This window comes from Paraburkholderia madseniana, from assembly GCF_009690905.1.
Taxonomy (GTDB): Bacteria; Pseudomonadota; Gammaproteobacteria; order Burkholderiales; family Burkholderiaceae; genus Paraburkholderia; species Paraburkholderia madseniana.
This window is the reverse complement of record NZ_VOSW01000040.1, coordinates 1-15,012: the sequence shown is the minus strand read 5'-3', so window position 1 is coordinate 15,012 and position 15,012 is coordinate 1. Positions and strand designations below refer to the sequence as shown.

Here is a 15,012-nt window from a genome sequence, read left to right as displayed (position 1 = left end):
CGCCAACGGTTGGCCCACACCCACGCAACCGCGCGGGCCAACCAGACATCAATAAACGATTTCGATCGAGCTTCCGGCAAACTCACCGCGCAATGCCGCGAGCAGTTCGTCAGTCGGCTTCACGCGCCACGCATCGCCCAGACGCATTTCGCCTTGCGCGTTTTCGCTGCGATAGACCACCTGCACCGCGAGGCCGTTCGGAATCTGCACAGCCTGGCGCTGGCCACCGCCGCCATAACCGCCGCCGTTGCGGCCACCACCACCCCCGCCTCCATTGCCACCACGCGATGACGCCGCCGGCGCCGGCGTAGCTTGCGGCTCGTCCTTACCCGCGCTATGCGCTTCGAGCACACGCCGCAACGCCAACGCGTCCGCATTGCCGTTCATCTGCACCTTCACGGCTTCCGCATAACGGCAACGCGCGCGGCCGAGATCCATCACCGTGTCGACCGTGAAACGGATGCCGCCGGTGAACGCGTCGTTACGCGCCTGGCCCTGCACCACCAGTAATTCGTCTTCCTTGAATAGCTGTTTGTGCGCTTCAAAGGTCTCGTTGAAGACGGTCACTTCGCATTGACCGGTGCCGTCGTCGAGCAGCGCGATCAGCATCTTGCCGCGCTGGGTCATCTGCGTACGCAGCGACGCGATCACACCCGCGACCAGCTTGTCGCGCCCTTCCTTCAATTCGCCGATCTTCTGGCGCACGAAACGGCGCACTTCATTCTTGTAGGCATCGAACAGATGGCCCGACAGGTAGAAGCCGAGCGCGGCCTTCTCTTCCTGCAGCTTCTTCTTTTCCGGCCATTCCGGCTCGTCGACCAGTTCGTGACCTTGCGAGGGCGCGTCGCCCATATCGAACAGGCCCGCCTGCATCGCATTGGCGCTTGCCTGCTCGGCGGCTTCCATGGCCAGCGAGACGGAGGCGATCAACTGTGCGCGATTCGCATGCAGCGTGTCGAACGCACCGGCGCGGATCAATGCTTCCACCGTCCGGCGATTGACGATCCGGCGGTCGACCCGGTTGCAGAAGTCGAAGATGTCGATGAACGGACCTTCTTCGCGTGCACGCAGGATTTCTTCGATCGCGTTCTGGCCGCTGCCCTTGATCGCGCCGAGACCGTAGCGGATCGTTTTCGAGCGCTTGCCGTCCGCTTCCGCGACCGGCTCGAACCGGTACGCCGACAGATTGACGTCCGGCGGCAGCACGGCCATCTTGTTCGTGAGGCAGTCCTCGAACAGGATCTTGACCTTGTCCGTGTCGTCCATGGCGAGCGACATATTCGCCGCCATGAATTCGGCCGGATGGTGTGCCTTCAGCCATGCGGTGTAGTACGCAAGCAGCGCATACGCCGCCGCGTGCGACTTGTTGAAGCCGTAGCCCGCGAACTTCTCCATCAAGTCGAAAATTTCGTCGGCCTTCTCGCCGGCCAGCCCGTTCTTCGCGGCGCCCTGGCGGAACAGCTCGCGATGCTCGGCCATTTCCTCGGCCTTCTTCTTACCCATCGCGCGACGCAGCAAGTCGGCGCCGCCCAGCGAGTAGCCGCCGATGATCTGCGCCATCTGCATCACCTGCTCCTGGTAGACCATGATGCCGTAGGTCTCTTTCAGAACAGATTCAACACGCGGATCCGGATACTCCACCACTTCGCGGCCGTGCTTACGCGCACAGAAGCTCGGAATCAGGTCCATTGGGCCCGGACGGTACAACGCCACCAGCGCGATGATGTCCTCGAAGCGGTCAGGCTGCGCGTCTTTCAGCATGCCTTGCATGCCGCGGCTTTCCAGCTGGAACACGGCAACCGTGTTCGCTTTCTTTAGGATCGAGAACGACGCCGCATCGTCGAGCGGCACCTGCGCGAGCGACCAGTCTTTCTTCGACGGATCGAGACGGCGGATATAGCGCTCGGCCCAATCCAGAATGGTCAGCGTGGTGAGGCCCAAAAAGTCGAACTTCACGAGGCCGACGGCTTCGACGTCGTCCTTGTCGTACTGGCTCACGACGCCGCTTTCGTCGCCCTGCGTATAGAGCGGGCAGAAATCGGTCAGCTTGCCGGGCGCGATCAGCACGCCGCCGGCGTGCATACCGACGTTACGCGTGAGGCCTTCCACGCGCTGCGCGAGTTCAAGCAGCTGATGCACTTCGTCTTCGTTATCGAAGCGCTCCTGCAGGAGCGGCTCTTCCTTCATCGCGTCGGCGATGGTGACGTGCTTGCCCGGCTTGAACGGAATCAGCTTGGCGATGCCGTCCGTAAACATATAGCCGAGATCGAGCACGCGGCCGATGTCGCGCACCGCCGCTTTCGCCGCCATCGTGCCGAAGGTGGCGATCTGCGACACGGCGTCCGCGCCGTACTTGTCCTTCACGTACTGAATCACACGGTCGCGGCCGTGCTGGCAGAAGTCGATGTCGAAGTCGGGCATCGAGACCCGTTCCGGATTCAGGAAACGCTCGAACAGCAGGTTGTAGCGCAGCGGATCGAGGTCGGTCACGCCGAGCGCATACGCGACCAGCGAACCTGCGCCCGAACCCCGGCCCGGACCGACCGGCACGCCGTTGTTCTTGGCCCAGTTGATAAAGTCCGCAACGATCAGGAAGTAGCCCGGAAAGCCCATCTTGATGATCGTGCCGCACTCGAATTCGAGGCGCTGGTAATACGTCCCGCGCTGCGCCTCGCGCTCGGCCGCATCCGGGTACAACTGTTCGAGACGCTTTTCGAGGCCCTCTTTTGACAATTGCACGAGGTAGTCGTCGAGCGACATGCCGTCGGGTGTCGGAAAGAGCGGCAGCTTGGGCTTGCCGAGTTCGAGCGTCAGGTTGCAGCGCTTGGCGATTTCGACACTATTGGCAAGCGCCGACGGAAGGTCCGCGAACAGCCCCGCCATTTCTTCCTGCGTACGGAAATACTGCTCGGACGTAAAGCGTTTCGAGCGGCGCGGATTCGCCAGGATGTCGCCTTCGGAAATACACACGCGCGCTTCGTGCGCGGTGAAATCGTCCGGCGTCATGAACTGCATGGGGTGAGTGGCCACCACCGGCAATTTCAGCGACGCCGCGAGCGCGACCGCCTGCTGCACGTACTGCTCGCCGCCCGGCTGACCACACCGTTGCAGTTCGATATAGAAGCCGCCAGGAAACACCTTCGCCCAATGCAATGCATTGCGTTTGGCCGCTTCTTCGTTACCGGCGGCGAGCGCGAGGGCAATGTCGCCCTGTTGCGCGCCCGACAACGCGAGCAGGCCTTCACCCAGACCGGATTCGAGCCAGCCGGCTTCGATTTCCGCACGGCCGCGATACTGGTTGGTGAGCGATGCCTTGCTGAGCAACTCGCACAGATTCAAATAGCCGCGCCGGTTCTTGACCAGCAGCAGCAAGCGGGAAGGCTTCTCGCGGTCGTCGGGATTGGTAATCCAGACGTCGCAGCCGGCAATGGGTTTGACCCCTTTGCCGCGGGCTTCCTTGTAGAAGCGGACGAGGCCGAACGCGTTGCCGAGGTCGGTGAGGGCGAGCGCACCCTGACCGTCTTTGGCAGCGGCCTTGACGATGTCGTCAAGACGCACGATGCCATCGGCAATCGAGAATTCGGAGTGGACGCGAAGATGAACGAAGCGGGGATCTGACATGGGCGACATTGTAACTCCACCCTTCCGGAGTTTTCAGGGCAAAACCGCGCGTTAGCCGTTCGGCTTAGGACAGAAACGCGAGCGCGCCGCACACCGGTGTTGTGCAGGCGATTTGCGCTGCCGCAAAGGGTTGGCCATTCGGCCGAGTCGGCCAAAGCGCCGGCTTGAGGGATAATACGGGTTTCGCCCTTTTCGACGTGGCCGCGCCGCATGGAGTTTGAATGCGGGCGTTTTCAATGCGCCCCGTTTTCCGCGCGGCCACTTCTTACCGCTGGACACACATGAGTATCGTCAATCTCGCCGCGTATCATTTCGCGACCATCGAAGACACCGCCGCATGGCGCCCGTTCGTTACGGAGCGCTGTAATGCGCTCGGCTTGCGCGGCACCATCCTGCTGGCGCCGGAAGGCATCAACCTGTTCGTCGCCGGCACGCGCGAAGCCACAAACGCGTTCATCGACTACATCCGTCACGACGCGCTGTTCGAAGGCAAGTTCGTCAATCTGCAGTTCAAGGAAAGCCTGTCGGACAAACAGCCGTTCACCCGCATGCTGGTCAAGCTCAAGCGCGAGATCATCACGATGAAAAAGCCGGCGATCCGGCCGGAGCTTGGCCGCGCGCCGTTCGTCGACGCCCCCACGCTGAAAACCTGGCTCGACCGCGGCCATGACGACGAAGGTCGCCCCGTCGTCATGCTGGACACACGCAATGCGTTCGAAGTGGACGTCGGCACGTTCGATGACGCGCTCGACTACCGCATTACGAAATTCAGCGAATTTCCCGAAGTCATCGAACAAAACCGCGCCGATCTCGAAGGCAAGACGGTGGTGTCGTTCTGCACAGGCGGGATTCGTTGCGAGAAGGCGGCGATCCACATGAAGGAAGTCGGCATCGAGAACGTGTACCAGCTCGAAGGCGGCATCCTGAAGTATTTCGAGGAAGTCGGCGGCGCGCACTATCACGGCGACTGCTTCGTATTCGACTACCGCACCGCGCTGAATCCGCAACTGGAGCCGACCGCGACCGTGCAATGCTTCGGCTGCCGCGCGGTGGTGCCGCCGGAAGCGCAGCAATCGCCAATGTACGTGGCGGGCAAGACGTGTCCGGAATGCCATCCGGACAGCAAGGCGGCGCACGCCGCCTGATGCGGGCGGTTGCAGCGGGCGGGCACCTTCACGTTGCGGCCCGCCGCCCCCATACGGATTCTTGGCTGAGCGGCATGGGTCCCTCAGTTGTTCATCGTATTTGCGCATCAACACACCGATCGAACCCATGACCTATCGTGGACGCTTCGCGCCGTCGCCTACCGGGCCCTTGCATTTCGGCTCACTGGTGAGCGCGCTCGCAAGCTGGCTGGACGCGCGCGCGCATCGCGGCGCGTGGCTGGTGCGCGTCGAAGACATCGACGGGCCTCGCACCGTCCCAGGCGCGGCCGAGGAGATTCTGTCCACTCTCGAACGCTTCGGCATGCACGCTGACGAGCCGCCCGTCTGGCAAAGCCATCGTATTGCGCGCTATCAGGAAGCATTCGAGCAATTGAAAGTTGGCGGCCTGGTCTATCCATGCGGCTGCACGCGCAAGGAGATTGCCGACTCGCTGCTGCATGCGCACGCGCGCAACACCACGCTCGCCTACCCTGGCACCTGCCGCAGCGGCCTGCATGGCAAACCGGCGCGCGCATGGCGCCTGCGCGTACCCGACGGCGATGCCGCGGTGATCACATTCGAGGACCGCTGGCAGGGCAAACAGACGCAGAACCTGGCCACCGAGGTCGGCGACTTCGTCCTGAGACGCGCTGACGATCAGTGGGCATACCAACTGGCGGTGGTGGTCGACGATGCGGACGCGGGGATTACGCATATCGTGCGCGGCGCGGACTTGATGGATTCAACAGCGCGGCAGATCTACCTGCAGCGTTGCCTGGGCGTGCCGACGCCGGAGTATTTGCACGTACCGGTGGTCACGAACGATGAGGGCGAAAAGCTCAGCAAGCAAAACGGCGCAACTGCGCTGGACAATGACAAACCGTTTGAAGCGCTGAGCGCAGCCGCTCGTCATCTGGGGCTTGGATTAGACGGGACTGCGCATACTACGCTAGAGGGTTTTTATGCAGCCGCGACGGCAGCATGGGCGCAGCGCACGGGCGTGCGAGTGTGATGGCAGCGAGGCGTAGCGGCCGCCCCGAACAGAGGCAGCGCCAGTGAACCGCGCAGAAAGGAAGCGCTCAGAAAAGAAACACTAAAAACAACAAGACCAAGGCAAAAAGCCGGGCATCAGGTAGACGACGGCGACTTCCTCGGCATCCCAAACCCACCGAGCAACGCAGCCAACGGCTGCTTGGAAGTCGACTTCTGCGGAGCAGCAGCAGACGAGGCAGCCGCCTCTTCAACCTTCCTCACAGACGCTGCCGAAGGCTCATAAGGCTTGAGGAAGAAATCATCCACAGGCTGCGCACGATGATGATGCGGCCGATCGAACGAACCCGAGGACGAAGCCCCCGAACGCCGGCGACCGCCCCGCTCGTCGCGGCCCTCTGCACGGCCATCCACGCGCTCGCGCCGCGGCGGACGCTCTTCATGGTGATGCCGCACCGGCGTATCGACAGTCAGGTGTTGCACTTCCAAAGGCCGCTTGATCAGCTTCTCGATGTCGGCAAGCTGCTTGCGCTCATTCGGGCTGCACAGCGACAACGCATCGCCGGAAGCCCCAGCACGCCCGGTACGGCCAATCCGGTGCACATAATCTTCCGCATTGAACGGCAGATCGAAATTGATCACGGCGGGCAGCTCGGCAATGTCCAAACCGCGCGCAGCGACGTCGGTCGCCACCAAAGCCTCGATCTCGCCACGCTTGAACGCATCCAGAGCCTGCATCCGTTCATTCTGGGTCCGGTCACCGTGAATCGCCGTAGCGATCACACCGTCGCGCTCCAGGCTGCGCGCCAGCCGGCTCGCGCCGATCTTGCTGTTACAGAATACGATTACCTGCTTGAGGCCGCGGTCGCGAATCAGCTTAACGACAGCGCCGGTCTTGTCGCCCTCGGCCACTTCATAAACGATCTGCGTCACATTGGTCGCAGTCGAATTGCTGCGCGCGACTTCGATGGTCTGCGGGTCGCGCAGATACGTGGCGGCCAGTTTCTTGATTTCGCCCGAGAACGTAGCCGAAAACAGCAGCGTCTGACGTTCCTTCGGCAGCAGGTTCAGGATGCGCTGCAAATCCGGCAGGAAGCCCATGTCGAGCATCCGGTCGGCTTCGTCGAGCACGAGGATCTGCACCTGGCCGAGATTGGCGGTTTTCTGTTGCACGTGATCGAGCAGACGGCCTGGCGTCGCGATCAGAATTTCGACGCCGCGGCGCAGTTGCTCGGACTGCGGATTCATATCGACACCGCCGAACACCACGGCGCTGCGCAGCGCCGTGTGCTTCGCGTACGACTGCACGTTCGCCGCCACCTGGTCGGCCAGTTCGCGGGTCGGCGTGAGGATCAGCGCGCGCACCGGATGGCGGGCGGGCGATGCGCTCGTGCTGGCCTGCGGCAGCAAGCGCTGGATGATCGGCAGCGAGAAGCTCGCGGTCTTGCCGGTGCCGGTTTGCGCGGCACCCATCATGTCCCGGCCGGCCAGCACGACGGGAATCGCCTGCTCCTGGATCGGCGTAGGGATGGTGTAGCCCGATTCTTTGACGGCTTTCAGGATGTCGGGCGCGAGACCGAATTGATCAAAAGTCGCAGTACTGGGCGTGACGGCTGTGTCGGACATGGTGGCTTTCGCTAAAAATGCGCTTGGCGCGGTGCGCGCGGCAGCGGTCGGAACCGCAGAGGGCATCAGGATGAAGGCGGAGCCACGGCGTTCCGCACGGGACCCGTCAGTATTACGGGAAAAATGCGGCCGGCTCCGGCCGGCGGAAACACCCGCCGGAAAGGCCGGTATTGTAGCACTTCAGCAAAAACACTCATGGCGCATCTGCCGGCTTTCTGCTTACGTCGACGAAAGCCGGACGGCGAGCCGCTCACCAGACCGTCGGTGCCGGCTCCGAAAGGCGGCCTGCGAGGGTCGGACCGCCTCGCTGGCAGCGTAGTGCGCGCGTGCGACAGATGCATGACAGTCCGGCTCAACCCGACCCTGCCACAGGATGCCCGAACGAGGGGGCACGGACCACCGCACACCACGACGGGGCCCGAATCCCTGTAGATGAAGCACAGCCCCGGCAGGCGCCCGCATCATCGTCGTGCGCCGCCGCACCGCCCCGTCACCACGTCTCGCGCATCACCATCAAACGCATCTCGGTCATATCCTCGATCGCGTAGCGCACGCCTTCGCGCCCGAGCCCGGAATCTTTCACGCCGCCATACGGCATGTTGTCGACCCGGAACGACGGCACGTCGTTGATCACCACGCCGCCCACGTCGAGCAGATCCCACGCGCGGTGCGCATGGGCGAGCGAATCGGTGAACACGCCGGCTTGCAGGCCGAAGTCGCTGTCGTTGACAGTAGCGAGCGCCGCGTCGAAATCATCGAAACGCTCCAGAATCGCGACCGGGCCGAAGGCTTCCTTGCGGTAGAGGTCAGTGTCGCGCTTCACGCCTTCGAGCAGCGTGGCCTCGAACATCGCGCCCTCCACCCTGCCACCGGCGACGATCTTCGCGCCCGCCTGCACCGCGCTTTCCATCCAGCCGGCGAGACGATTGGACTCCGATTCGGAGATCATCGGCCCGACAAAGGTCTTCTCGTCCTTCGGATCGCCCATGATCAGCGACTTCGTCTTCGCGATCAGCTTCTCGCGCAGGGCATCGTAAATCTTCGCGTGCACCAGAATCCGCTGCACGCCGATGCAACTCTGCCCCGACTGATAGAACGCGCCGAACGCCAGCCGATCGACCACATAGTCGAGCTTGCCGCCCTGATCGCCGTCGACGATCGCCGCCGCGTTGCCGCCCAGTTCCAGAATCACTTTCTTCTTGCCGGCCTTTTTCTTCAGTTCCCAGCCCACCGCGGGCGAGCCGGTAAAGGACAGCAGCTTGAAACGTTCATCGGTGGTGAACAGATCGGCACCGTCGCGATGCGCGGGAAGAATCGAGAATGCGCCTTTCGGCAGGTCGGTTTCCGCCAGAATCTCGCCCATGATGAGCGCGCCGACCGGGGTGCGGCTCGCCGGTTTCAACACGAACGGCACGCCTGCCGCGATCGCCGGCGCGACCTTGTGCGCGGTCAGATTCAGCGGAAAATTGAACGGCGAGATAAACGAACACGGACCGATCGGCACACGCTTCACGTAGCCGTGGTAGCCCTTCGCCCGCGGCGAAATCTCCAGATTGATGATCTCGCCGTCGATGCGCACCGACTCTTCAGCCGCCACCTTGAACGTGTCGATCAGACGCGTGACCTCGCCCTTCGAGTCGTTGATCGGCTTGCCCGCTTCGATACATAGCGCGAGCGCCAATTCGTCGTAACGCTCGCGAAACCGCTTCACGCAATGTTCGAGCACGGCCTGACGCTTGAACGGTGGAAACGCGCGCATTGCCGGCATCGCTTCGACGGCATAGCCGATCGCTTTGTCGATCGCCGCCGCGTCCGCCATCGCCACGCGGGTCGCCACTTCGCCGCTGAATTTATCCGTGACTTCGAGATCCGTGTTGGCCGCCACCGCAATGTTGGCGAGGTAGTACGGGTAAGTCTTGTTCAACATGACGCGTTCTCCTTGATCCAATGCCTGACATCAGCCATGCAGCCGGCAAGTGCTATGTCTCGTTGCCGCACATGGCCGCACCATTCATAGTTGGGCGCTCAGCCGCTTGATCTCGCGATTCAGCACACGCTCGTTGTCCGAGTAGTCGATCGGCAGATCGATCACATGCACACCGGGCGTCGCGAAACATTCGCGCAGCAGCGGCGCGAATTCCGCGGCCGATTCAATGCGATGCCCCTTCGCGCCGTAACTCTGCGCATACGCGACGAAATCCGGGTTGCGCAGCGTCATGCCGTAGTCCGGAAAGTTCATGTTTTCCTGCTTCCAGCGGATCATGCCGAACGCGTCGTCGCGCAAAATCAGGACCACCAGATCGAGCTTCAGACGCACTGCCGTTTCCAGCTCCTGCGAATTCATCATGAAGCCGCCGTCACCGCACACCGCCATGACCTTGCGGTCGGGGTGCACGATCTTGGTCGCGATCGCCGACGGCAAGCCGGCGCCCATCGACGCCAACGCGTTATCGAGCAGCAGCGAATTCGGTTCATGCGCGCGGTAGTAGCGCGCGAACCAGATCTTGTACATGCCATTGTCCAGACACACGATGCCGTCCACCGGCGTGGTCTCGTAGACGTCGTTGACGATCCGCACCGGGTACATCGGGAAACGGTCGTCGTGCTGGCCTTTGACCAGATGCTCCTCGAAGTGCTGCTTGATCTCCTTGAAACGCGTGAAATCCCAGTGTTCCTGACGCTCCTTGAGGCTTTCCTTGAGCTGCCACACCGCGTTGGCGATATCGCCGACCACCTCGATCTGCGGGAAATACACCGTATCGACTTCCGCGCCGAGAAAGTTGACGTGAATCACCGTCTTCTCGCCGGCGTCGCCACTGCGCATGAAAAACGGCGGCTTCTCGATCACGTCGTGGCCGACATTGATGATGCAATCCGCGTGGTCGATTGCGCGGTGCACGAAGTCACCGTCGGACAAGGTGGCGTTGCCGAGCCACATGGGATGCGATTCGTCGATCACGCCCTTGCCCATCTGCGTCGTAAAAAACGGAATGCCGATCTGGTCGACGAATTCGCGCAACATCTTGGTGGTGGTCTTGCGGTTGCCGCCCGCGCCGATCATCAGCAAGGGATGCTTCGCTTTCGTGATCGCCTCGACCGCGCGCGCCACGGCCTTTTCCTCGGCAACGGGGCGGCGGCTGAAGCTCTTCGGAATCGGATGGCCGTCGCCCTCTTCGTGCGCAACGTCTTCAGGCAATTCGAGGTGCGTGGCGCCCGGCCGTTCTTCCTCCGCCTGACGGACCGCTTCGCGCACCGCGGCCGGAATGTTGGCGATCGACACGATCTGCCGCGTGTACTTGGTGAGCGGCTCCATCATCCGCACCACGTCGACGATCTGAAAATGCCCCTGCTTGCTCGATTTGATCGGTTTTTGCCCGGTCACCATCAGCATCGGCATGCCGCCCAACTGCGCGTACGCGGCAGCGGTCACGAAGTTGGTCGCGCCCGGTCCGAGGGTGGCCAGACACACGCCGGTGCGACCGGTGAGGCGTCCATACGTGGCGGCCATGAACCCGGCCGCCTGCTCGTGACGCGTGAGAATCAGACGAATTTTCGAGCGGCGCAGCGATTCGAGGAGATCGAGATTTTCTTCACCCGGGATGCCGAACACGTACTCGACACCTTCGGCTTCCAGCGATTTGACGAACAGGTCCGATGCTTTCATGGAGGGTCTCGCTTGATGAAACGGACGCGGGCCATGAGCCCGCCCGTTGAAGTCCAATATCGGACGATCGAAGACGACGACAACCGCGCGAGCCTTGCGCGGCCTGACATAACGGCGACAGCGACGACACTGGCGACAGCAATGGCAGCGGACACAGCGGATGCCATGCCGGACAGCTTACTACTCGAACGGAAAGGATGCGCGCAGGCGGGCAGCGCCACAAGGCAGAGACAAACGTAAGGCGAGGCAGGCGGCGTGTCTGAAGAAAGCCGCCGCATCATGCTCAGCGATTGATGGTGACGCAGTCGGACAGCATCGGCGGGGCGTTTTCGCCGTCCGTCGCGTCGTAGAGATCGGCGCGCGGACCCTTGGTCCACCAGGTGTAGCTGCCGGCCTGATACTTCGCGCCGGAAGCCGAGATCGTGTTGACGAACAGCAGTTGCTGGCCCTTGACAGGCACGAGCGCGAAGCTCTGGCCGTTCGCCGTGTTCCAGTAGGTCACTTGCAGAATCTTGCCGGTCGCGCAGGTGTATTTATGCGTCTGGCGATTCTTCGCCTGAATATCGGCGAGGTTCGATGGCGCGGCCCATGCATTGCCGTACAGCGCCGCAAGACCCGCTGCCGCGGTGACTGCAACAAGCCATTTCTTCATTCGATGCCTCGATTGTTGTTGCACATCAAGCGTGGGCGGCGCGCCTTGCGTTGCGGCTGTGTTGCACGCCCGGACCGCTCATGACCCCATCGCGAACCGGTCGTGGATTGCTTATGGATCGATCACCTCGGCGCAAGCGTCGGTCGGCGCGGCAGCGACGTGCCCGACCAGCGGCACGATCTTCAGTCCAGCCGACGCCACCCGGCACGGCGCAGCGGCGAGGCCGCACCCTGTCATCCCCGCACACAGCGCAAGTATCACACCCAGTGCGCCGAGACGGCCGAAGCTTCCAGACCGCATGTTCTTGCGGGATTCCAGGGGCATACGTACCTCTACTTCAACAAACTTCAATGAGTCGGGTTTCGCGCGCGGCGGGTTTGCGCGGCGCGCGGGTACTTCACACTTCACGGCACATCGACACGCTGCAGCGCCGCAAGGCAGCGCTTTGACGCGCCTTACTTCGTGGAAACCGGCCGCACCGCCGCCGCGGCCTGCTTCGCGCGCGAGCGTGCTTCTTCGGTCGTCTCGCCAGTGGCCAGCGCCACGCCCATGCGGCGCTTGACGAAGCTCTCCGGCTTGCCGAAAAGCCGCAGATCCGCATTCGGCACGGCCAACGCCGCCGCGACACCTTCGAAAGCGATCGCCGTTTCGTCCAGTCCGCCGTAAATCACCGCCGACGCGCCCGGCGCCCGCAGCGACGTATCCACCGGCAAACCGAGAATCGCGCGCGCATGCAGTTCGAACTCCGAGAAGCGTTGCGAGCACAGCGTGACCAGACCGGTATCGTGCGGACGCGGACTCACTTCCGAGAACCATACGTCATCGCCACGCACGAAAAGTTCCACACCGAACAGGCCCCTGCCGCCCAATGCCGCTGTGACCTTGTGCGCCACTTCGCGCGAACGTTCCAGCGCGAGCGGGCTCATCGGCTGCGGCTGCCACGATTCGACGTAGTCGCCCGCCACCTGCACGTGCCCGATCGGGTCGCAGAAATACGTGCTGACTTCGCCGCTCGCCGGATCGATCGCGCGCACGGTGAGTTGCGTGATTTCGTATTCGAAGTCGATAAAACCTTCGACGATCACCCGGCCGTGATTCACGCGGCCACCCGCCATCGCATATTGCCAGGCGGGTTCGACGTCCGCGTCGCTCTTCAGCACCGACTGCCCCTTGCCCGACGATGACATCACCGGCTTCACGACGCACGGATAGCCGACTTTGGCGATGCCCGCGCGCAGTTCCTCGAGCGAATCGGCGAACGCGTACGGCGAGGTCGGCAGGCCGAGTTCTTCAGCGGCCAGACGGCGGATGCCTTCGCGGTTCATCGTGAGTTGCGTGGCGCGCGCGGTGGGGATCACTTCGGCGAGGCCGTCGGTTTCGATGGCGGCGAGTGCATCGGTCGCGATGGCTTCGATCTCGGGGACGATCAGGTGCGGACGTTCCTGTTCGACGAGCGCGCGCAAGGCGGCGCGGTCGGTCATGTCGATCACGTGCGAGCGATGTGCGACCTGATGACCCGGCGCGTTCGGATAACGGTCGACGGCGATCACTTCGACGCCCAGCCGTTGCAGCGCGATGATCACTTCCTTGCCGAGCTCGCCGGCGCCGAGCAGCATGACGCGCGTGGCGGATTCAGAAAGGGGCGTGCCGATCCGTTGGCCGATCTGCATGGGGTCTCCAGATAAAAGTCGGATGAGGGTGGGATTAGGTGGAACACGATGTTAACATGCGCACCCCGATGCGCACCCCGCACCGCACCCGATACGTCGACGTCGCGCTCGCGTGCGGCGTGCCGAGTGCGTTACCCTTACGCCTTCGCCAGTTTGAAGAGGACCGACGCCATGCTCCAAAGCTCCTCCGCGCGAGGTGTTGCGCGCTTCATCCCGTATGCGCGCACGGCCATCGCCGCGTTGAGCGTCGCCGCGCTATGCAGCGCGTGCGCCATCCCGAAGCACCCCGACTCGGAAGCCGCACCGCCCGATCCGTTCAACCCGGCCGCCACCCAGTTGCTCGACGACACCAGTTGGGTACTCACCGGCTGGAAACAGGCCGACGGCACGGCCCGCGCGATTCCGTCCGCGGATCAGGGCGCGCCGATCACGCTCGTGCTCTCCACCGACAAAGGCCAGCGCCACGCCAGCGGCTTTTCCGGCTGCAATCGCTACATGGGCTCGTATGCGCTGAAAGACGGCAAGCTAAGCTTCGGCACCCTGGGCGGCACGCGCATGGCGTGCGCGACGCCGGGCGGCCAGATCGAAGGCTCGTATCTCGACGCGCTGAACCACATCGACCGCACTGGCGTGCAGATGCGCGCGCCGCAGCAGATGCAACTGGTGCTCGACAACGGCGACACGCTCACATTCGACCGCAGCGCCAAGTGATCGGTACGCGGTTCGTTCCATTTGGCGCAGGCATACTTGCGTCTGCCTTCGAAGCATCGGGCTTCGCCGGTTAAACTCGACGGATTGCGTTCTTGCGCGTCCGTCATACGTTGATGTCTAGTATGCACACGGTAGTTTTCGGCTGGTTCGGCGGGTCGGCCGTCTGGTTCATTCCTCTTTTCTGGCGCCTCGTGAAGTCGGTGCTGCCGGGCGGCGCAGGTTTGCGCGGCCCCGGCACGATCCGCCTTTGGCTCGGCTTCGTCTGCGTCCTGGTGGCAAGCTGCGCGCTGGAGGCGTCGTTGATCGGCGTGGCCGGCGTGAATGGCTTCGGCCATGCGCTGGCGGCGGGCTTCGGTCATCTGCTCGGACACATCGGCACGCCGCTCGCGGCGCTTGCCCTGCTCCTGATCAGCCTGCCCTGGCTGATCGACTTCCGCTGGCGCGACGTCGCCGTGTGGGCCGACGGTGCATTCGGCCTCGGCTTGTCCCGCGGCCTCGCGAAACGCGACGAGGAAGCGCGCCGCCATCGCAGTGTCGATGACGGTTTGCCGTCGCATATGTCGCCGTCCAGCAACACCATGGCGCCCAAAAGCAATGGACGTTATGCGCGCCCGACCGTCTGGCGGCCGCCGGCGAACGGCCGCAACGCGGCTGCGGCTGCCGGTGCGGCAGGTGCCGCCGCGGCCAGGGACGCAGCGGCGCGTGGCGCTGGAGCGAACTGGCGTGCCGGCGCAGTGAAGCCGCGCAGCCAGCACGCGCAAGCGGAGCCTGTGCTGCGTACGTCCGCCGCGACACCACCGCGCCAGGCGCCACGGCAAGTGCCGACGCAGACGACGACGCCGACACACTTGCAGAACGCGGACAGGACCGTATGGATGCCGGCCGAACCAGTCGCGCCGGCCGGATGGTTGCGTCTGTCTCTTATACACATCT

At 63.4% G+C, this 15,012-nt stretch carries 11 protein-coding genes; 4 read left to right on the top strand and 7 right to left on the bottom strand.

Going from position 1 to position 15,012, the window contains the following annotated elements; all coding sequences use genetic code 11:
* Positions 1–48 precede the first annotated feature (48 nt).
* Complete coding sequence (gene dnaE / locus FSO04_RS21250; RefSeq protein WP_154562173.1) at positions 49–3,630, bottom strand: DNA polymerase III subunit alpha; 3,582 nt, start codon at positions 3,628–3,630, stop codon at positions 49–51.
* Positions 3,631–3,902: 272 nt separating this feature from the next.
* Between dnaE and FSO04_RS21245 the strand changes: the two genes are divergently transcribed.
* Positions 3,903–4,766 (top strand): sulfurtransferase, encoded by an 864-nt coding sequence (locus FSO04_RS21245; protein WP_154562171.1) that lies wholly within the window; start codon positions 3,903–3,905, stop codon positions 4,764–4,766.
* Positions 4,767–4,893: 127 nt separating this feature from the next.
* Positions 4,894–5,778, top strand: coding sequence for a tRNA glutamyl-Q(34) synthetase GluQRS (gene gluQRS / locus FSO04_RS21240; protein ID WP_154562169.1), 885 nt, complete (start codon positions 4,894–4,896; stop codon positions 5,776–5,778).
* Positions 5,779–5,894: 116 nt separating this feature from the next.
* Here the strand turns inward: gluQRS and FSO04_RS21235 are convergent, their stop codons facing one another.
* The 6 genes from FSO04_RS21235 to purT form a co-directional block, all read right to left on the bottom strand.
* Complete coding sequence (locus tag FSO04_RS21235; RefSeq protein ID WP_097393560.1) at positions 5,895–7,382, bottom strand: DEAD/DEAH box helicase; 1,488 nt, start codon at positions 7,380–7,382, stop codon at positions 5,895–5,897.
* Between the two features lie 490 nt (positions 7,383–7,872).
* Positions 7,873–9,309 carry an aldehyde dehydrogenase family protein gene (locus tag FSO04_RS21230; RefSeq protein ID WP_154562167.1) on the bottom strand — a complete coding sequence of 479 codons (1,437 nt, stop codon included), beginning with the start codon at positions 9,307–9,309 and terminating at the stop codon, positions 7,873–7,875.
* Between the two features lie 84 nt (positions 9,310–9,393).
* A complete protein-coding gene (locus FSO04_RS21225) occupies positions 9,394–11,046 on the bottom strand; it encodes an acetolactate synthase large subunit (protein ID WP_154562165.1) in 1,653 nt (550 codons plus the stop codon).
* A gap of 283 nt (positions 11,047–11,329) precedes the next feature.
* Positions 11,330–11,698 (bottom strand): MliC family protein, encoded by a 369-nt coding sequence (locus tag FSO04_RS21220; protein WP_154562163.1) that lies wholly within the window; start codon positions 11,696–11,698, stop codon positions 11,330–11,332.
* A gap of 111 nt (positions 11,699–11,809) precedes the next feature.
* Positions 11,810–12,022, bottom strand: coding sequence for a DUF6726 family protein (locus FSO04_RS21215; protein WP_154562161.1), 213 nt, complete (start codon positions 12,020–12,022; stop codon positions 11,810–11,812).
* A 131-nt stretch (positions 12,023–12,153) separates the two neighbouring features.
* Positions 12,154–13,368, bottom strand: coding sequence for a formate-dependent phosphoribosylglycinamide formyltransferase (gene purT / locus FSO04_RS21210; protein WP_154562159.1), 1,215 nt, complete (start codon positions 13,366–13,368; stop codon positions 12,154–12,156).
* Between the two features lie 171 nt (positions 13,369–13,539).
* On the opposite strand from purT, the gene FSO04_RS21205 reads away from it, so the two are divergent.
* A complete protein-coding gene (locus FSO04_RS21205; RefSeq protein WP_154562157.1) occupies positions 13,540–14,079 on the top strand; it encodes an META domain-containing protein in 540 nt (179 codons plus the stop codon).
* A gap of 122 nt (positions 14,080–14,201) precedes the next feature.
* Positions 14,202–15,012 (top strand): DNA translocase FtsK 4TM domain-containing protein (locus FSO04_RS21200; RefSeq protein ID WP_479687408.1); only part of this gene is annotated, 811 nt, incomplete at its 3' end.